We start from the raw sequence: 20006 nt of genomic DNA on the forward strand, positions 1-20006 counted from the left end.
GGAGGCGAGGGCCGTGCGCACCTGCGAGGTCAATCAGGACCACGGTCCCGGTCCACTCGGGCCCGGGGACCGGCCACACCCTGATCCGGTACGTTGGCAGGGGCCAGTGGTTCAACGTCTACGACGCCAAGTCGGCTGGTACCACCGTGACTTGTGGGAAGGCGAGAAGGGTGTGTGGATGCAGGACAAGTACCTGGGCAAGTGCTGAGCTGACCCCGCGGAGAGAATCCGCCGCAGCTCGCGACTGCCTCCCGTCGCGCCCGGTGGCACGGCCGTGCACGGGCGCCCCGGCCGTGTGCGGGCCGACGCGATGGTGGACGTGGTGACGACGGTATTGTGGACGGCCGGCCAGGCCCCGAACTCCGTCGGCATCTCCCGCCACTGCGCGCCCGTCTTGAACCGCCGCATCACCCCTCGGACTGTTCGCGCAGCCGCTCGGGATTACTCGCCGATCGGCAGGTACGGCTCGGTGAACTGCCATTCCTCGTCTGCCAGCTGCGTGCGCGTCATGCGAAACGATCTACACGTCCATATCTGCGGGTACAGGCGCAACCCGCAGATTTGATCACGACTGGATACGCGCCCTGGCACGCGCAACCGCCGCACGGGGTCTTCCGGTTGCTTGGTGACGTGATGGACGACATCAAAGACTTCGCCTGGACCGAGCAGAGGACCTGGAGCACGACCTCCGCAAAGCGGCCCGGGCCGTGGGTGACCCATCTCGGCCCATGCCTTGGCCGGTTTGCACCGTCGTGGCCGCCTGCCGGAACCAAGCTCCATTCGGTCGCTTCGGCGAGGCCGGGGCGGTGCTCAGTGCGCAGAGACCGGAGTGCCTGATCAACGAGCCGTCACTTGTGGGCAGTCTCCGGCCGGGTCGGGCCTGGGGGATCCGCCGCGAACGCGGCGGGAGGCAAGCGGCAGGCCCTGCTATCCCCCCTGTCCCCGTTTCTTCAAACTGGTAGCTGATACAGGTGGTTTGAAGGAGTCCAGCACTAGCCGTACCGCCGGAGTGGAAGGACGTCGAGGAGAACGTGCCTGTCTCCCGTCTCGCCCGGAGGACGCCCATGCCTTCGTCTCCTACCGGCTCGGTCGGCTCGTTCACAGGCACTCTCGGCGAGGGCGCGCCCTCGTCCGTCGTGGCCGTCGTCGGGGTGGGGTTGCGCCTGCCGGGTGGTGTCACGTCGTTGGCTTCGTTCTGGGAGCTCCTCGTGGAGCGGCGGGACGTGGTGGGGGAGGTGCCGCGGGACCGTTTCGACGCGGCACGCTTCACCGTGCCGGATCGGCGGCGGCCGGGCAAGGCGTACACCGCCGCCGGCGCGTTCCTGGACGACATCGCGGCCTTCGACGCCGACTACTTCGGGATCTCCCCGAAGGAAGCGGCGCGCATCGACCCGCAGCACCGGCTGGTGCTGGAGTGCGCCGTGGAGGCCCTCGACGACGCCGCGATCGATCCGGCGACGCTGGCCGGCGGGCAGACGGCCGTGGTCGTGGGGCTGTCCTCCCATGAGTACCTGCACTTCCAGTTCATGCGGGCCCGGGCGGCGTCGCCCTACGATTTGACCGGAGGAGTCGGCTGCAACGCGGCCAACCGCGTCTCCTACCACTTCGACTGGCACGGCCCCTCGTTCACCGTGGACACCGCATGCTCCTCCGCCTTGACGGCCGTTCACCAGGCGTGCGAGATCCTGCGCGCCGGGCGCAGCCCGCTGGCGCTGGCCGGCGGGGTGAATGTCATCCTGGGTCCGGGCGGCTACATCGGCTTCTCGAAGGCCGCCATGCTCTCGCCCACCGGGCGGTGCCGTCCGTTCGCGGCCGACGCGGACGGTTTCGTACGGGCCGAGGGCGCCGGGGTGCTGGTGCTCAAACCGCTGCGGGACGCGCTGGCGGACGGGGACCGGGTGCACGCGGTGGTGGCCGGCAGCGCGGTGAACTCCGACGGCAGGACCATCGGCCTGTCCTTCCCCGGCCGCGAGGGCCAGGCCGCGCTGCTGGAGAGCGTGTATGGCGCGTGCGGCATCGCCCCCCGGGACGTGGCCTACGTGGAGGCGCACGGCACGGGCACCCCGGTGGGGGACCCGGTCGAGTGCGAGGCGCTGGCCGAGGCGTTCGCGGGCCGGGACCGGCCGCTGCCCGTCGGCGGGGTGAAGTCGCAGCTCGGCCACGCCGAGGCGGCGGCGGGCATCGCCGGGCTGGTGAAGGCCGTACTGGTGCTGCGCCACGGGCGGATTCCGGCGACCCTGCACGCCGAGACCCTCAACGAGGCCATCGACTTCACCGGCCTCAACCTCGAACCGGTCACCATGGAACGGCCGTTGCGGGCGGCCGGACGCGCGGTGGTGGGCGTCAACTCGTTCGGGTTCGGCGGGGCCAACGCCCATGTGGTGCTCGCCGCCGGTCCCCCGCCCGAACCCGAACGGGCCGAACCCCCGTCCGGGGACCGGGTGCCCCTCGTCGTCACGGGCCGCACCGCGGAAGCGGTGGCGCAGGCCGCGGCCGACTGGGCCGACTTCCTGGGCACGCCCGGACCGCGGCGCTTCTACGACGTGGCGTACACCTCCGCCCGCCGCCGGGGCCCGCGGGAGCACCGTATCGCGGTGCTCGCGGCGACCGAGGATGAGGCGGCGGCCGGACTGCGGGCCGCCGCGGGCGGCGAGCCGCTGCCGGGCACCGCCGTGGCGGAGGCCGTTGCGGACGGCCGGATCGGGTTCGCCTTCTGCGGCAACGGCGCCCTGTGGGACGGCGCGGGCGCGGCCCTGCTGCGCGGGGAGCCGGCCTTCCGGGAGGAGGTCACCGCCCTCGACGAGGTGCTGCGGCCGCTGCTCGGCTGGTCGGTTCTGGCGGAACTGTCCGCACCCCAGGGGGCGAGGCCGCTCGCCCGGACGGAGTTCGCCCAGCCCCTGCTGTTCGCGGTGCAGGCCGGGCTGGTGGCCGCGCTCGCCGCCCGGGGCGTCCGGCCGCACGCCGTGACCGGGCACAGCGTGGGGGAGGTCGCCGCCGCCTACTGCGCGGGGGTGCTGGACAGGGAAGGCGCCTGCGCGGTCATCGCGGCCCGCAGCCGCTGCCAGGCGCCGACGGCGGGTTCCGGGCGGATGGCGGCCGTGGGCCTGGACGAGGCGGCCGCCGCCGAGCGGCTCGCCGGGGCCCACGGCCGGCTGGTGATCGCGGGGGTGAACAGCGACCGGGACGTGACGGTGGCGGGCGACACGGAGGCGCTGGCGGCCCTCGGCCGGGAACTGGCCGAGCGGCAGGTGTTCTTCCGGGACCTCGGCCTCGACTACGCGTTCCACAGCCCGGCGATGGACGGCCTGCGCCCCGCGCTGGAGAAGGCCCTGGCCGGCCTGGCCCCGAGGGCGGGGCACCTGCCCATGGTCTCCTCGGTCATCGGCCGCGTCCTGCCCGGGACGGCGGCCGACGCGGACTACTGGTGGCGCAACGTCCGCGAACCGGTCCGGTTCGCGGACGCCGCCTGCGCTCTGCAGGACCACGGCTGCGACGTGTTCGTCGAGGTCGGCCCGCACCCCGTTCTCGGCACCTACCTCCACCGGACAGCCGCCGGCCGGGCCCGCCGGGCGGAGGTCGTCCCCACCCTCTCGCGCGCCGACGGCGGCCCCGGCGCCCTGGACACGGCCGTCGCGCGGCTGGCCGCCGCCGGCGCGCGCCTCGACTGGGCCCGCTACTTCCCGCGGCCCGGCCGCGTCGTGGACCTGCCGGCCTACCCCTGGCAGCGGGAGCGCCACTGGTCGGGTGAGCCGCACTGGTGGGACACCGAGCCCGCCGAGGACGCGGCCGCGGCGCCGGACCATCCACTGCTCGGCGTCCGCAGGTCCCACCCCGACCCGTCATGGAGGCTCACCCTCGAACCGGCGCACCTGCCGTGGCTCGCCGACCACCGGGTGGGCGGCGGCGCCGTGCTGCCCGCGGCCGGCTTCGTCGACATGGCCCTGAGCGCCGGCCGGGCCGCCCTCGACGCCCCCGCCGAGGTCGTCCGCCTGGCCGTGACGCGTGCCCTGACGCTCGACCCGGACGACCCCGCTCTCCACCTGAGCCTGCACACCGCCGTCGCGGACGGCGTGGTGACCGTGCACAGCCGTGAGGGGGCGGCGGGCGACTGGACCGGGCACGCCCGCGGCCGCGTCCGCCCGCTCCTCGTGCCCGAGCCGCCCGCGCTCGACATAAAGGACGTCCGCCGGCGGCTGACCGACCGGTGCGGCACCGACGACCTCTACCGGGAGGCGGACCGCAACGGACTCTCCTACGGCCCGGCCTTCCGCGTCCTCACCTCTCTGGCCTGCGGGGAACGGGAGGCACTGGCCGACTACCGCCTCGCGGACGGCGCCGACCCGGGCCACACCGCTCATCCCACGGTGCTCGACGGCGCCCTCCAGGCCTGCGGCCGGCTGATCGCCCGGAACCTCGACGAGCCGGCCGCCTTCCTGCCCGTCACCCTCGCCAGCGTCCGCTGCTGGCGTACACCGCCCCCGACCGGGGTGGTGTACGGGCGGCTGCGCACCCTCACCCCGCTCGAAGCCGTGTGGGACGTGGACGTCACCGACGCGGCGGGCCACGTGGCCGTGCGGATGCACGGCTGCCGGCTGCGCCGCTTCGACGCCGCCCGCCCGCCGAAACCGCCGAACCTCCGCGAGGTACTGCGCGCGGCTCCCCTGCCCGAACCCACCGCGACCCGCTCGCCCCTGCCCCCGGCCCATGACATCGTCCGGGCGTGCGCGAGTGACTTGGCCGCGCTCGCCGACGACTGGCAGGCGATGGACTATCCCAGGTTTCACCGCGTCCACACGCGCTACGCCGCGGCCCGTACCGCGGCCACTGTCCGCGAGCTCCTCCCCGACCCGACCCTCGTCACCGAGGACGACCTGGCCGCCGCCGGGGTGACCGACCGGCACCTCCCGCAACTGCGCCGCATGCTCGACCTGGCGGCGCGGGGTGGGGTGGCCGACGTCGAGGGAGAGGGTGCCTGGCGCCTGGCCGACGACGTCCAGAATCCGGAGCGGCTGCTGCGGGAAGCGATGGAGGCCCTTCCGTCATGGGCGATGGTGTGGTTTGTCGCCGGTGTGTGCGGCCGCCGCTTCACTCGGGTGATCCGGGGCCGAGAAGACCCCCTGGAACTGCTGTTCTCCGAAAACGACAGCCTCGCCGTGCGCGTCTACGAGACACCGGGGCCGCGGTACCAGAACCGGATCACGGCCCGGCTGCTGCGCGAACTGGCGGCCTGCCACCCATCCGACCGCCCCCTGCGCGTCCTGGAGATCGGAGCCGGTACGGGCGGCACCACCGCGGACCTGCTGCCGGTGCTCCCCGCCGACCGGACGCACTACACCTTCACCGACGTCTCGCCCGCCTTCCTGCCCCGCGCCCAAGCCCGCTTCGCCGCCCACGACTTCGTCACCTACCGCACCCTCGACCTGAACGCCGACCCCCGGGAGCAGGGCTACACCGAGGGATTCTTCGACGTCGTCGTGGCCGCCAACTCCCTGCACACTGCTCGAGACATCGGCCGGGCGCTGGACCACACCGCCACGCTGCTGGCCGACGGCGGATACCTACTGGCCGCCGAGTTCCACGACGACCACCTCCTGTTGCCCGTCGCCGGTCTGCTGGGCGGATTCGGGGACGTCGACGACACCTGGCTGCGGAAACGCGGCTCCCTGACCGTCTCCCCGGACGACTGGCGCGCGCTGCTGGCTGCCAACGGCTTTCCGGACCCGGTCCGCCTCGGCGACACCCGCTCGGCTCACGCCCCTTCCGTCTTCCTCGCCACGCGCGCCCCCAGGCCGCCCAGGACGTCCGAGCCGTCCGTCCCCCGGCTGCCGGGCGCCCGCTGGATCACAGCCGTCGGGGAAACCACCGAGGCCTCACCGCTGGCCGTCGCGGTGACGGCCCGCCTGCGGCACGCGGCGGCTCCGAACGCGGTCCGGGTGGAGAACGCGAGCGACCCGGACGCGTGGCGGGCGGCCCTGCCCGCCACCGGCACCGCCCACCTCGTGCTGTACCTCGACGGCACCCCGCCGCACGACGCCCCCGCGGCCACCGAGCAGGCCGTACGGCACTGCGCCCAGCTGCGCGCCCTCGCCACGGCGTGCGCCCACGCCTCCGAAGGACCGGACCTCCACGTGTGGCTCGTCCAGGGCCTCCGGCGACAAGGCTCCCCGGCACCGGAACCCGCCCACAGCGCCGCGTGGGGAACGGCCCGCACGCTGGCCAACGAACACCCGCGGCTCACCGTGCGCCGGGTGGCCCTCCTGCACGACGGTACGGAGGACGGCGCGCGGCGACTGGCCGGGCAACTGGTGCGGGAGATGTCCGGCCCGTCGGACGAGGACGAGGTCGTCCTCACCGGCCACGGCCGCTTCGTCCCCCGGCTGGCCCCGCACCCTCACCCCGTACACCCGTCCGACGGCTCGTCAGGCGGCGCGTACCAGCTGACCATCGACGACATCGGCCTGCGCTACCGCCTGGCGTGGCGGCCGGCGGCCGTACCGACGCCGGCGCCGGGGCAGGTCGTCGTGTCCACCCGGGCCGCCGGGCTGAACTACCGGGACGTGGCCGCGGCGGCCGGCCTGGTGCCGGGGGTGTGGCCGGACCGGCCGGTCGGCGGCCTGGAGTGCGCGGGAGTCGTCGCCGCGGTCGGACCGGGCGTGACGGACTTCTCCGTCGGGGACCGGGTCGCCGGCATGGGCCGGGACTGTCTGGGCTCGCACGCCCTGTGCCGGGCCGGCGGCCTGCTGCGCGTGCCCGCGGACATGTCCTTCGCCGAGGCGGCCGCCCTGCCCGTGGTGCTGGCCACGGTGCACCACTCCCTGGTACGCCTCGCCGGTCTCCGTGCGGGAGAGACCCTGCTGGTGCACGGCGGCGCGGGCGGAGTCGGGCTGGCGGCCCTGCGCCTCGCCCGGCACCTTGGGGCCCGCGTCGTCGCCACCGCCGGCACCCCCGCCAAACGCGACCTGCTGCGAATCCTCGGCGCGGAGCACGCCCTGGACTCCCGCACCCCGCACTTCGCCGACGAGATCAGGGACCGGACCGACGGCCGGGGCGTGGACGTCGTACTCAACTCCCTCACCGGCGAGGCCATGCGGCGCAGTCTCGAACTCCTCGCGCCGGGCGGGCGATTCGTTGAGCTGGGCAAGCGGGACGTCCTCGCCGACCGGGTCCTGCCACTGGCGCCGTTCGAGGACAACGTCGCCTTCTTCTGCGTAGACCTCGGCACCCTCTGGACGGACGCGGCGCCGGCCCGGCTCCGCTCCACCGTCCGGGAGATCCAGGAGGCTGTGGACGCGGGGATCCACCGCCCCTTGCCTTACTGCCCGTTCCCGGCGGCGCGGGTCGCGGAGGCATTCACCCGCCTCCAGCACTCGCGCCACATCGGCAAACTGGTGGTCACCTTCGACGACCCCGTCCCCGTTTCCCGGCCCCCGGCGGCCCCCGCGCCGGACCCGGACGGCGTCCACATGGTCGTCGGAGGGCTGTCCGGGTTCGGCGCGGCCATCGCCCGCGACCTGGCCGCCCGCGGCGCGCGCCGGCTGGTCCTCGTCGGCCGGCGTGGCGCGGACGCGCCGGAGGCGGCGGCCGTACTCGGCGCCCTCCATCGCCTCGGCGTCTCGGCCACGGCCGTCGCGGCCGACGCCGGCGACCCGGAGGTGATGGGCCGCGTCATGGCGGACATCGACGCCTCCGGACGGCGGCTGGCCGGCGTGGTGCATGCCGCGATGGTCCAGGACGACGCTCCGCTGACCGAACTCGACGACGAGCGGCTGCGCGCCGTCCTCCACCCGAAGATCGCCGTCGGCCACGTCCTGGACCGGCTCACCCGCGGCCGGGACCTCGACTACTTCCTCGTCCTCAGCTCCGTCGCCGCCGCCGTCGGCAACCGCCTCCAGGCCCCGTACTGTGCCGGCAACCTGGCGCTGGACGCCCTCGTCCGCGACCGGCGGCGCGCTGGGCTACCGGCGACGTCGGTCCAGTGGGGCGGGATCTCGGGCACCGGCTACGTCGAACGCACCGGGATGACCGAACGCTTGGCCGCCATCGGCCTGCGGCCCCTGCCCGCCGACGACGCCCTGGCCCTCCTCCGGCCGCTGCTCGGCGACCCGAGTGCCGACGTGGTGGCCGTGGCGCACGTCAACTGGGGGGCGATGCGCTCCTTCGTGCCCACCCTGGAAGCCCCCCGCACCCGGCACATGCTGCCTGCCGAGGAGGAGAGCGGCGACCACGCCGACCTCCGGTCCCGGCTGGCCGGCGCGACCGCCGAGGAAGCCCTGGTCCTGGTCGAGGACTTCCTCGCCAGAATGCTGGCCCGCGTGCTGCACACCACCCCCGACCGCGTCCACCGCGACCGCCGCCTGGACCGGCTCGGCGTTGACTCCCTCATGGCCGCGGAGCTCGGCGGTCTGCTGCACCGGAGCCTGGGACGGGAGGTAGCCGTCCTGGAACTGGCCGCGGCCCCCAGCCTCTCCGCGTTCGCCCGGCGCATCGTCATCCGCCTGGGGCACCGGCCGCCCGACACACCCGACGTGTCGGAGCGGGACCCGGGGTGAGCCCTCCCGCGGGGCGCCGCGAGGGCGGACCACGGCCGGACCGGTGGTTCGTCCCGCTGGCCGGCCGTCCCTACGCCCGGGTGACGGTGTTCCTCTTTCCCGTGCCCGGCATGGGAGCGTCGTTCTGGGCACCTCTCGCCACCGCGCTGCCGGAGACGCTCGCCCCCGTCGGGCTCGAACTGCCCGGCCGCGGCCTGCGGGCGGACGAGCAGCGCCTGTCCAGTGTCTCCCACCTGCTGGACAGCCTCACGGAGGCGTTCTCCGCGCTGGACCACCGGCTCCCGGCGGTGTTCTTCGGCCACAGCGCGGGGGGCGTGGTGGCGTACGAGGCGGCCAGGGCGCTCGCGGCGCGGGACCTGCCACGGCCCCGGTTGATCGGCGTCTCGGCGATCGTCGAACCCCGGTCCGTCTGGAGCCGGTTCCGCGAGATGCGGTACCCGTCGGAGCTGGTGCGGACGGTCAGGCACGAGTGGCGGCAGACCGCCGACTTCCCGCGCCTGGCCCTCAACGCCGTACTGGAGGACGCCGTCCTCCTCCTGTCCTACCGCTACCGGGAGGGCCCCCGCGTGGACTGCCCGGTCTCCCTCTTCCTCGGCGCCCACGACGCCCTCGTCGGCACCGGGGGCATCCGCTCCTGGCGCGACCACACCACGGCGGGCGTCATCGCCGAACACACCTATCCCGGCGGCCACATGTACCTGCGGGAGCACTGGGAGGACGTGGCCCGGGACCTCACCGCAGACGTACGGCTCGCCCTCTCCCGTCCGCCGTCCGGCGGTTGACGTCAGTCGGAGCCGCGCAGGGTACGGAGCAGGTAGGGGTGGTCGATGTGCGGCTCCGGCGGATAGCTGATGCCCAGGCGCGCGATGCCGGCGTTCTCGTAACGGCGGTCGACGGACAGCAGTCCCCGGAACGCCTCTTGCAGCCGGTAGAGCTCGCCGTCGCCGTCCCGGCTCGCCGGGAGGACCCGGAACGACACCCCGCAGTGGGCGCCGAGCGCCCTGAGGACCACGGTGCAGGGCACATTCCGCGGGTTGACGATGTGGTATGTGCGCGTACCGCCCCATTCCGTCCGCCGGGCCGCTTCCGCCATCGCCGGGACTGCGTGCTCGACCGGCAGGAGGTTCACCGTGCCCGTCCGGGGGCCGTCCCGGTAGAGGACGATGCGGCCGTCGGCCGCCGTGGCCAGGCCGTAGGCCGCCCTGTGGGACCGCACCGCCCGCACCGCCGTGAGCAGCGGGTGCGGCGGCGCTCCGGGATAGACCGGACCGTCCGAGACCACCCCGCACAGACGGAAGATCACCACCGGCCGGTCGTGCGCCCGCGACCAGGCCCTGACGGCCGTCTCGGCCTCGAATTTCGTCCGTTCGTAAGCCGTGTGGAAGCCGTGGACGCCCGCCAGCTCCCGTTCCGGGACCACCCCCGAGCGCTGGGCGCCCGCCACCGCGACCGTGCTGAGATGGCACAGCGGAGGGCGCCGTTCCCCCTGGGCCAGCAGGCCGAGAAGATGTCGGGTGCCGTCCGCGTTGGTCGCCCGCGCCTCCTCCGGCGGCCGGGTGAACGATGTGTCGGCCGCGCAGTGCCACAGCAGCTCGATCTCGTCGGCGAGGCGCCGGTAGCCCTCGGGGGACAGCCCGAGGTCCCGGCGGCGGAGGTCGACCGCGACCTCCGTCAGCCGGCCGCTCACCTGCCGGACCACGTGCCCCGGCGCCCCGGCGCTCTCCAAGAACCGGGCGACCCGCGGCACCGCGGCCTGCCCTCCGGCCCGGGTGAGCAGCAGTAGGGAAGGGTGGTACCGCAGCAGCTCCCGGACCAGCCGCAGCCCGACAAACCCGGTGGCCCCCGTGACGGCGACAGGCATCGGCCCCTCCCCCTCGGCTCGACGTCTCGAATGCAGGTTTCCCACGCTGACCGGCCATATGGTTCGCGGCGTCAAGAAACGCGGCCTGGAAGCACTCTTCGATCGCCCAGCGCGGGCCGGCCACCCGCACGAGCTCCGCGAGCGGCGTGCACCCGGTAGTAGGCCGGCTCGCCGTCGGCCAGGCGGCGGGTGAGCGGACCGGACTCGAACCCCTCTTCACCGGAAAGTTGGACGACGGCCCAGCCGTACTCGCGGAGCCGGTGGGCACCCGAGCCGGCGGAGCGGGTCTCGAAAACGGCACCCCTGCCCTCCCAGTGCCCGCTCCATCACGGCTCTGGCCAAGCGGGGTTTGGCCGCGAAGGTGACCCCGGGGCCGATCCGCGGATTGCATCGGTCGAGACGTCGCGAGACGAAGGATTGGGAAGGGAATCGCGGCAAAGTCACCGCGTCGGTTCACACGGCATTCGCGGCCCTACAGCCGTGGCGCCACCGGCCGTTCAACGCGTCGTCGCGGCGTGGAACTCCGCCGCGTCCATACGGTCGCTCAGCACGAGGACCTGTTCGGCACGCACGTCGTGGAGGGTCACCGAGAGCGGGAGGACCGGGGGCGGAGGCAACGCCTCGGGGCTGAACGTCATGCAGACGAGCGGTCCCAGGCAGCCCCGGAAACGGCTGACGTACAGGGTGACATGCCCCGTGAGCCGCAGTTCGTCGGAGGCCAGTGCCAACGGTGCCGAGGCCCCACCCGGATCGTGCATGCGGTAGTCGGTCAAGGCGGCCGACGCCATGCGGAGGGCGAGGACCTTCTGCGGTCCCCGAGCGGTCGGCAGGCGGGTGACCGTGCTGATCGTGAGGTGGCTGGTGGTGAAACGGGACGCCGTGACCGCCTGAGGACGGGAAGCGGCTGCGGCGGAAAGGGATGCTTCCTCGGCGCGCGGCAGGATCGACGACACGAGGACGGCCGGCAGCGTCACCGCCAGCGCTGCGGGCGGGTTTCGCTTCCGGACGCGGCGCGCCAGACGGCCGGCGGCTCGCTGTTCCGGACGCGGAGGGCGAGGCGCCCAGGCGAAGCCCATGGCCCCGCCGACGGTGCCGAGAAGCGTGCCGACGAAATAGCCGCCGAGATTACAGGCGGGAAAGGAGGCGAGCGCCAGGAGAACGGCGTGCAGACCGATGTAATGGCGGGCCTGGGGAAGGAACCACAGACAGAGACCGGCGACGCCGAGAGCGCAGCCCAGGGCGAGCGCGGCGATCCCGCCGACCCCGAGCGTGACAAGGACCGGCAATGGAACGCAGGTGACGCCGATCAGTTCGCCACCGGCCAGCAACAGCAGCGCGCCGGCCCAGAAAGGCCGCGTACGGCGCCAGCCGCGCAACGCCGCACGCCGAGACTGACCGGGCACGCGCGCCGAAGACGGTTCGTCCTGCCGCACGCTCAGAAACACCCGTGGTCCCCGAGCCGGACGCCCAGGCTCAGGCCGTCGAGGCGGAAATTTCCCCCGGTGGCGGAATGGGCATGAGTACGGATCCCGCGCACGTCCACATCCGTCGCCTGTAGACCGGACTCGCCCGGCTCACCGTGGACATGAGGCACCGCGTCCAGGGTGGAGGCGTCCCGGCCGAGTTCCACCCGGCCGAACCGGGCGTCACCCCTCAGATCGTCCGCGTCCATCACCAGATCGTCGGCCGTGACCGGACCGCCGCCACCGGCCGTGAGCTTGAATGTCACCGTGCCCACCGGCGTTTTGATCCGCGTCGACTCGCAAAGGTCCTCAAGTGTCGTGCTCCCGAGACCGATTCGGGCCTCCGGCCGCCCCGCGCCGTCGGCGGTGCGGTCCACGGCCGTGAAAACGGTCAGGCCCTTGCCGGTCAACTTCCGCGTCGAGATCTGGAACGCCGTCCCCGAGACGGCGAAGGACGCCGCCAGCGCTCCCTGGGCCATCGCCACCGCCATCGCCGCCACCAGTACCAAGGCGGCCACCACCACGGGCATGGCACGCCGCCACACCGTCCGGCCCTCACCCGCCGTCATATCCGCACCGTTGATGGTCCCTCCCCCGGGTCGTGCTCCCACAGGAGCCGCCACGTCTCCCCCTCCGGCACGTCCGGGAGAGGCTGCCCTTCGGCGTGTGCGCGTAGTCACGGCGGGACATCACCCGTGCGGAGGAAGAAGGGCCGCGCCCGTCGTTCGCACGTCGGTGCTTCGGCGCCGGCGCCGAAGCACCGAGCGACACCGCTGGCTGCCGCCGTGTCGCATGGCCTCTGCCGGACCCGCGCCGTGTCTACGGCCGCGGCCCGCGGGCGGGCCGGGTCATGGCCCAGGAGTGGGTTTTCGCCTACGGGTGTGGAGGAGCTCGTCGGCCGGCTGCGCCTGTCGGGTATGGAGGTCACGGTCGCAGCCGTGCTGCTGACCGCGACGACGGGGCAGAACAAGAAGTGGTGCACTCCGGCGGTGCACCACCGGGCCGCGTAAGCGACCAACAGGGCCCCCTTGGACACCGGTGTGATGAGTGGAATCACCACGCCGACGACGAGGGGCCCTGCCACGTCACCCACCCCTCTGACCAGCCCTTTCACCCTCAAGGGCCGGGATGAAAGACGCTCACTGAGAGTCGATGACGGCCGCAGTCGGCTCCGCCTTGCGGTCTTAGGCCTCGCGGACACGGCCGCGCAGCCGGTCGTAGAACTCGGCGGCCAGGCCGGGAAGCCAGCAGGGCAGCCGGTCACTCCGCCATGCGCCCCCGCATCGATCACCTGGTGACCTAACCTCAGAAACGGTAGAAATGGGGCATGCGGGGCATTTCGCGGCAATGGCATCGCGTGCGCAGCCTTGCCGGCCAGGTGTTTCTCCTGCAGCTGGCGATCGTGGTGCTGGTTGTCGCCGCCGCGCTGGCCGCACTGGTGGTGCAGGCCCAGCGGGACAGCACCGACGACGCCCGTGGCCGGACCCTGGCCGCGGCCCAGGCGTTCGCGCTCTCCCCCGGGATCGTGGCGGCACTGAACAGCCCGGACCCCACCGCGGTGCTGCAGCCGCTCGCCGAGGCGGCCCGGAAGGCCGGCGGTGTTGACGCGATCATCGTCTACAAGCTGAACGGGATCACCCTCACCCACAGCGACCCGGGCCAGATCGGCAAGCACGTCATCGGCCCCTACGCCCAGGCCGCCGCGGGGCAGCCGTTCACCAGGACCTTCCAGGGCTCCCTGGGGCTGTCCGTGATCTCGGCGGTCCCGGTCAGGGACGCCCATGGCTCGGTGGTCGCCATCATCTCCTGCCCGGTGACGGTCGAGACGGTGCAGCAGAGGGTGAACCGGCAGGTGCCGGTCCTGATCGGCAGCGGCGCCGGGGCCCTGGTCATCGCCGTGGGCGGGGCCGGTCTGGTGAGCCGCCGGCTGCGGCGGCAGACACACGGCCTGGGGCCGGTCGAGATGACCCGGATGTACGAGCACCATGACGCGGTCCTGCACGCCGTGCGGGAAGGCGTGCTGATCATCGGGGACGACGGCCGGCTGACGCTGGCCAACGAGGAGGCGCGGCGGCTGCTGGACCTGCCGGCGGACGCGGAGGGGCGCCATGTCGCCGACCTGGGGCTGGAGGCGGACCTGGCCTGGCTGCTGGCCGCCCGGCGCTCCGCCACCGATGAGGTCCACCTGGTGGCCGACCGGCTGCTGGCGGTCAACAAGCGGCTCGCCGCCCCCACCGGACCGGCCGGCAGTGTGGCGACGCTGAGGGACACCACCGAACTGCGCGCCTTGTACGGCAGGGCCGAAACGGCCCGGGAGCGGCTGAAGCTGCTCTACGACGCAGGGGGACGGATCGGGACCACGCTGGATGTGACCCGTACCGCCGAGCAAGTGGCGGAGGTCGCTGTTCCGCGGTTCGCCGGCATCGTCACCGTCGATCTTCGGGAGGCGGTCCTGCGGGGTGAGGAGCCGTCCGGTGGGAGCACCGCGATGCGCCGTGTCGCCGCTGTGGGCGTGCGGGAGGGCCACCCCTTCTATCCCACCGATGAGCCGGTCCGGTTCGGCGACACCCATCCCATCGCCGTCGGGCTGGCCGGCGGCCGGGCGGTCCTGGTGCCGGACCTGGGTGCCTCCGGCAGCTGGCGTGCCCAGGAGCCCGAACGTGCCCGGCGGATCCTCGAGTGCGGCGTCCACTCCCTGCTGGTGGTCCCGCTGCGGGCCCGTGGAGTGGTGCTGGGGACGGTCGCCTTCTGGCGGACGGAGACCTCTCCGCCGTTCGACGAGGAGGATGTGTCCGTCGCCGAGGAGCTGGCCGCCCAGGCAGCGGTGTGCATCGACAACGCCCGCCGCTACACCCGCGAGCACGCCATGGCTGTAACGCTTCAGCGCAGTCTGCTGCCCCGCGAACTGCCCGAGCACACCGCCCTGGAGACGGCCTACCGCTATCTGCCCGCCCAGGCCGGGGTCGGCGGGGACTGGTTCGACGTGATCCCGCTGTCGGGCGCACGGGTGGCCCTGGTGGTCGGTGATGTCATCGGCCACGGCCTGCACGCCGCGGCCACCATGGGCCGGCTGCGCACCACCGTCCTCAACTTCTCCGCCCTGGACATGCCTCCGGACGAGTTGCTGGGCCGGCTGGACGAACTGGTGGCCAGGATCGACGCCGAAGAGGCCGCCGATGCGGACGGGCCGGGGATCACCGGGGCCACCTGCCAGTACGCCGTCTACGACCCCGTCGCCGGGCAGGTGGTCACGGCCACGGCGGGCCATCCGGGGCTGGCGGTGGTCCAACCCGACGGGACCGCGTGCTTCCCCGAGGTGCCCATCTGCCCGCCGCTGGGCCTGGGCGCCCGGCTGCCCTTCGAGAGCTCCGAGCTGACCGTGCCCGAGGGGTCCCGGCTGGTGCTCTACACCGACGGTCTCATCGAGGACCGCGACCGCGACCTGGACGTCGGCCTGGAGACCCTGCGCACCGCCCTGGCCGGGCCGGACCGCACCCCGGAGGCCACCTGCGAAGCGGTGATGCAGGCCATGCTGCCCGCCCAGCCCAAGGACGACGTCGCGCTGCTGGTGGCGCGCACCCGCCGGCTCGATCCCACGCGGATCGCCGAATGGGACATGCCCTGTGAACCGGCGGCGGTGGCCCCGGTACGCAATGCCTGCGTCCGCCGGCTGGAGGACTGGGGCCTGGAGGAGCTCACCTTCAGCACGGAACTCATCCTCAGTGAGCTGATCACCAACGCTGTGCGCCACGGCGGCGAGCCCATCGCCGTGCGGCTGCTGTGGGACCAGCACACCCTCATCTGCGAGGTCTCCGACGGCAGCAGCACCTCGCCCCGCCCGCGCATCGCCAAGGCCAGCGACGAGGGCGGCCGCGGCCTGTTCCTGGTCGCCCGGCTCGCCCAGCGCTGGGGCACCCGCTACACCCCCACCGGCAAGGTCATCTGGGCCGAACAGTCCCTCCACGACGGCGCCACCCCGGTGGCGGCCGACCTCGGCCTGACGGCCTTTCTCTCCGACGTCTCCGACTTGGAGCCCTCGTGACCAGCCTTCGCATGCCGGCGGCGGCCGCCCTCTGCTGCCTGGCCCTGGCGGCCCCCGCCCTGGGCGCCTGCGGCCCCACACCGCCCACCGGACCCGTGAAGCCCTCGGTGGCCACCTCCGCCAAGGAAGCGGGCGGCATGGACGCGCTGATCGCCGCGGCGAAGAAGGAGGGCAGGCTGAACGCGATCGCCCTGCCGCGCGACTGGGCCAACTACGGCGGGCTGATCGACGGTTTCGAGAAGAAGTACGGCATCACGGTCACCGACAGCAATCCCTACGCTCACAGCGAGGACGAGATGGCGGCCGTGGAGAAGAGCGGCAGCCGGCCCGACGCCCCCGATGTGATCGATGTGGCGGACACCTTCGCGCGGGCGGCCGCGGGACAGAAACTGCTCGCCCCGTACAAGGTCGCCGAGTACCACGCCATCCCGGACGCCCAGAAGGACTCCAAGGCCCGCTGGTACAACAACTACGGGGGCTATATCTCCATCGGCTGCGATGCCAGGCGCGTCAGGACCTGCCCCCAGACCTTCGCCGAACTGCTGAGTCCCGACTACCGCAGCGCCAAGGTCGCGCTGGAGGGCGATCCGAACCGCTCCGGGGCCGCCTTCGCGAGCGTATACGCGGCCGCTCTGGCCAACAACGGCTCGTTCAACAACATTCACCCGGGTATCGACTTCTTCGCCAAGCTCAAGCAGATCGGCAACTTCAATCCCGTGGTGTCCACTTCGGCCACCGTGGGCAACGGCCGGACGCCCATCGCCATCAACTGGGACTACATCAACATGGGTTACACCGACCAGCTCCGTGGCAGAGGCGTTGACTGGCAGGTCTCGATCCCATTCGACGGCAGCTTCGCCCAGTACTACGCGCTGGCCATCAACAAAAACGCCCCGCACCCGGCCGCCGCGCGCCTGTGGCAGGAGTACCTCTTCAGCACCGAGGGCCAAAACCTCCGGCTCCGCGGCTACGCCCGCCCGGTACTGATTGCCGCCATGGAACGGAACAACACCCTGGACAAGGCCGCTGCCGCGAAGCTGCCGACGGTGGAGGGAACGCCACAGTTCCCGACGCAGGCGCAGGTCGAGAAGGCGCAGAAGGCGGTCGCCCAGGGCTGGGCCAAGGCCATGGGGCCGTGACGAATGACGGGGCCCGGGTGCCGCGCCGACGATGGTCGGTATGCACGACAACCGGTCCGCGTCGTCAGCGAAGGCGGACAGCTGGCCAACCATCGTGTTGACGGTCGCGCGCCGGCACATCGATCTTCCGCGACAGATCGCCCTTGGCCACCGCGGTGGCCACCTGCGCGATGTCACGGACCTGGGTGGTCAGGTTCCCGGCCATGGCGTTGACCGAGTCGGTCAGGTCGGCCCAGGTCCCGGAGACCACCAGCACCTCCGCCTGCCCGCCGAGTGTTCCCTCCGTACCAACTTCCCGGCGCACCGGGTGACTTCGGATGTGAACACCGACAACTGGTCGACCATGCCGTTGAATTCGGTCGCGATGTCGCCCATCAGACCGCCGGCGTCCTCCGGCAGACGCTTGCCGAAGTCGCCGTCCCACACTGCAGTCAGACCTGCCAGAAGCTGCAGCAGTTCCTGATTGCCCGGCACCACTCGACAACCTCGGCCCTGTCGCTGATCAGGCGCACCCTCGTCTCGCTCCCCAAGAGCCCTCGCCGGCGAGGGCTCGTCCGCACCATCGGACCCCGCTGCCCGTGACGCAACCGTGCGTTCCCGCACCGGTGCGCCTGCCACCGCAGCATCGTGGGTGGCCCAGGGGCGGATTGGACGTCAACCGAGGCGGCGGGGGTAAAGGTGCGGGCGAGCGCGACGAGCGCGGGCTCAGGAGGAGGGTTTTCGATGAGCACTGCGGACGAGGCCGACAAGGGACCGTCCCGCGGCCGCCGCGGTGCCTACGCCCCCGCTACGGCAAGTACCGCACCTCGGGGAAGGCCCGCGCCGGCCCCTCCAGCAGGTGCCCGCGGTGGCGGTGGCGCAGGTGCAGGTCGAAGAAGGCCAGCGGGTAGGCCTGCTGGATCTTCACCGCGCGGGCGGGGGCGAGCGTGCCGGTCCAGCCCTTCAGCTGCTCATCGCTCATCCCGATCAGCTTCGCCAGCTGTGGCACCAGCACCTGGTTGTCGCCATAGGAGCCGTGGACCGCGCCTTCGGCCTGGACATTGAGCCGCCAGCCCTTCAGATGGGACCAGAACACGGCCGCGTCCGGGTCCTGGGCACGGCTGAAATCGGCGGTCATCATCATGAACGGCCGGTCGAGATCGGTGCTCATCGTGGGCTGCATCGGCCCGTCCAGGGACAGCCCCGCCCGGACGCGCCGGTCCGCCGGCATGACGCGGGCGGTGGCCGTGCCGCCCTTCGACCAGCCGAACATCCCCATACGGCGCACATCCAGCGCCTCGCACAGGCCCACGGGCAGCGGCCGGCCCCCGGCATCCGGGTTGCGCCCGGCGGCAAGCCCTTCGACGCAGTCCAGGACGAAGCGGATGTCCGTGGCGTAGTCCGCCGGACCCATGGCATGCCGGCGGTCCCTGACCGGGGCGACGACCCGGCCGTCGGGCAGCCGGCTGAACGCATCGTTGATGTGATCCACCGTCACCACCACATAGCCATGGCTGGCCAGCTCCTGCACGATGACGGTGTGGTCGGCACGATGGCTGTGTGCGCCGTGCGAGTAGACCACCACCGGAAGGCCCCGGCCCGAGCGGTGCACCGGGGCTCCGTCGTGGCCGGCCGTTACCGGCGCCGCGGCGACATCGGGCGGGAAACCCGCTGAGGCAAGGAAGGCGTGCAGCACGTCGGCCTGCATCCACGGCACGCGCGGATACCGGCCGGCATCGCCACGGGCCGGGTACCAGACGCTGGCCATCAGCTGGCGGTAGTGGCCGGGGCCGGCATCGGGATCGGGGCGAGAGGTGTCAACGAGGTGCAGCTCCACCGTGCCCACCCGGTGCGGACCGGTGGGCTCCGGCAGGGTGAACCGTGCCTGGGCCGCTCCTGCCCGGGCCGCCGCGCCCCGGGCAGGAGCGGCCCAGGCCGAGCCCGCGGCGGCGAGCGGCACAGCGGCTCCTGCCGCAAGCGCGGCGCCCAGCATGCGGCGGCGCGATATCCCGTCCCGGTCGGTGAATGACGTGGTGGTCACGGTCCCCTCCAGAGCATCCCTGATCGTCGAAGTTGCGCCACAAGCCCCTATGGCGAGGGACCCGTGAGCACGGAAGGAACGCTGTCACGCACCCCGCACGGCTCACATCCCCCACCGGTCGGTCATCGGGGCGCCCGCATGGGTCCACGGATATACGTCCGCAGGATGATCCGCCCGGCGGCACAGTGCTCGCGCAAGGGCGTGCGGAGCGGCGGGAGTTCCTGGTCGCCGATCCTGATCACTCGCTTCGACTGCTCCTCGTCCGAGCGGTGAGGCTCCCCGGTCCGCCGTTACCGGTGCTGCCGTGAGGGCTAATGGTCCTTGGCCCTGCGGTACGCGGTTTTCAGGAGGGCTCTTGCGAGGAACCCCGGTCGTTCACGACTGGGAGGAATCGCATCCGGTGATCGCGACGCGGAGCGTCGCGGTGTCGTCGCCTCGGGCGCGGAGCGTCCGCAGGGCTGCCGGCGGAGCCGGGGACGGCTCGCACATCAGCTGGGCCGCTTCTGGTTCTCGATGTACTCCTTGACCACCGCGAGCGGGGCGCCACCCACGGAGGCGGCGAAGTAGGACGGTGACCAGAAGTGCTCACCCCACAGGTACCGGTTGGTATGGGCGGGGAATTCCTGACGCAGCCGGCGCGCGGAGACGCCCTTGAGGGAGCCGACCAGGCGGGCCAGGGCGACCTTCGGCGGGTAATGAACCAGCAGATGGACGTGGTCGGCCTCGCCGTTGAACTCGCGCAGCTCGGCGCCGAAGTCGCCGCACACGTCCCGCATGATCTCCTCACAGCGGACGAGGAGTTCATCGGTGAACACCCCGCGCCGGTACCTGGGGATGAAGACCAAGTGCGCGTGCAGACTGTGGACAACGCTACGTCCCCTGCGTATATCCGGGTTTGGTTCCCATCTCGGTGACACAGGCCAACTCTAGGC

Annotated in this window: 10 protein-coding genes and 1 pseudogene; 5 read left to right on the forward strand and 6 right to left on the reverse strand. The window is 72.8% G+C overall.

Translation table 11 applies throughout. The features are described 5' to 3' along the window. Positions 1 to 1064: 1064 nt before the first annotated feature. Both CV755_RS33790 and CV755_RS33795 read left to right on the forward strand, forming a co-directional pair. Positions 1065 to 8549, forward strand: coding sequence for a type I polyketide synthase (locus tag CV755_RS33790; RefSeq protein ID WP_109284748.1), 7485 nt, complete (start codon positions 1065 to 1067; stop codon positions 8547 to 8549). Further along, positions 8546 to 9331, forward strand: a complete 786-nt coding sequence (locus CV755_RS33795) for a thioesterase II family protein (RefSeq protein WP_109284750.1) — start codon at positions 8546 to 8548, stop codon at positions 9329 to 9331. The genes CV755_RS33790 and CV755_RS33795 overlap by 4 nt, the downstream gene beginning before the upstream one ends. Before the next feature lie 2 nt (positions 9332 to 9333). Here the strand turns inward: CV755_RS33795 and CV755_RS33800 are convergent, their stop codons facing one another. The 3 genes from CV755_RS33800 to CV755_RS33810 all read right to left on the reverse strand — a co-directional run bounded on the left by CV755_RS33800 (position 9334) and on the right by CV755_RS33810 (position 12442). Next, positions 9334 to 10410 (reverse strand): SDR family oxidoreductase, encoded by a 1077-nt coding sequence (locus CV755_RS33800; RefSeq protein ID WP_109284752.1) that lies wholly within the window; start codon positions 10408 to 10410, stop codon positions 9334 to 9336. 497 nt (positions 10411 to 10907) lie between these two features. Further along, on the reverse strand, positions 10908 to 11843 hold the full coding sequence (locus CV755_RS33805) for a DUF6114 domain-containing protein (RefSeq protein ID WP_193553534.1): 936 nt from the start codon (positions 11841 to 11843) through the stop codon (positions 10908 to 10910). Positions 11844 to 11845: 2 nt separating this feature from the next. After that, entirely contained in the window at positions 11846 to 12442 is a 597-nt protein-coding gene (locus tag CV755_RS33810; RefSeq protein WP_109284756.1) for a DUF6230 family protein, read from the reverse strand. Between the two features lie 312 nt (positions 12443 to 12754). Here CV755_RS33810 and CV755_RS36870 point away from each other — a divergent pair, with 312 nt between their 5' ends. The 3 genes from CV755_RS36870 to CV755_RS33820 all read left to right on the forward strand — a co-directional run bounded on the left by CV755_RS36870 (position 12755) and on the right by CV755_RS33820 (position 17054). After that, complete coding sequence (locus tag CV755_RS36870) at positions 12755 to 12883, forward strand: hypothetical protein (protein WP_277751897.1); 129 nt, start codon at positions 12755 to 12757, stop codon at positions 12881 to 12883. Between the two features lie 317 nt (positions 12884 to 13200). Continuing rightward, positions 13201 to 15915 (forward strand): SpoIIE family protein phosphatase, encoded by a 2715-nt coding sequence (locus CV755_RS33815; protein ID WP_109284758.1) that lies wholly within the window; start codon positions 13201 to 13203, stop codon positions 15913 to 15915. An 11-nt stretch (positions 15916 to 15926) separates the two neighbouring features. After that, positions 15927 to 17054 carry an ABC transporter substrate-binding protein gene (locus tag CV755_RS33820; protein WP_109284760.1) on the forward strand — a complete coding sequence of 376 codons (1128 nt, stop codon included), beginning with the start codon at positions 15927 to 15929 and terminating at the stop codon, positions 17052 to 17054. 45 nt (positions 17055 to 17099) lie between these two features. Here the strand turns inward: CV755_RS33820 and CV755_RS33825 are convergent. From CV755_RS33825 to tnpA, 3 genes and pseudogenes are all read right to left on the reverse strand, one after another. Beyond that, a pseudogene (locus CV755_RS33825) lies at positions 17100 to 17617 on the reverse strand (HAMP domain-containing protein); the annotation flags it as partial. A gap of 224 nt (positions 17618 to 17841) precedes the next feature. Further along, positions 17842 to 19074, reverse strand: coding sequence for an alpha/beta hydrolase family protein (locus CV755_RS33830; protein WP_109284762.1), 1233 nt, complete (start codon positions 19072 to 19074; stop codon positions 17842 to 17844). A gap of 488 nt (positions 19075 to 19562) precedes the next feature. Beyond that, positions 19563 to 19991, reverse strand: a complete 429-nt coding sequence (gene tnpA, locus CV755_RS33835; protein ID WP_109284764.1) for an IS200/IS605 family transposase — start codon at positions 19989 to 19991, stop codon at positions 19563 to 19565. Positions 19992 to 20006 lie beyond the last annotated feature (15 nt).

Source organism: Streptomyces orinoci, from assembly GCF_003121295.1.
Lineage (GTDB): Bacteria > Actinomycetota > Actinomycetes > Streptomycetales > Streptomycetaceae > Streptomyces > Streptomyces orinoci.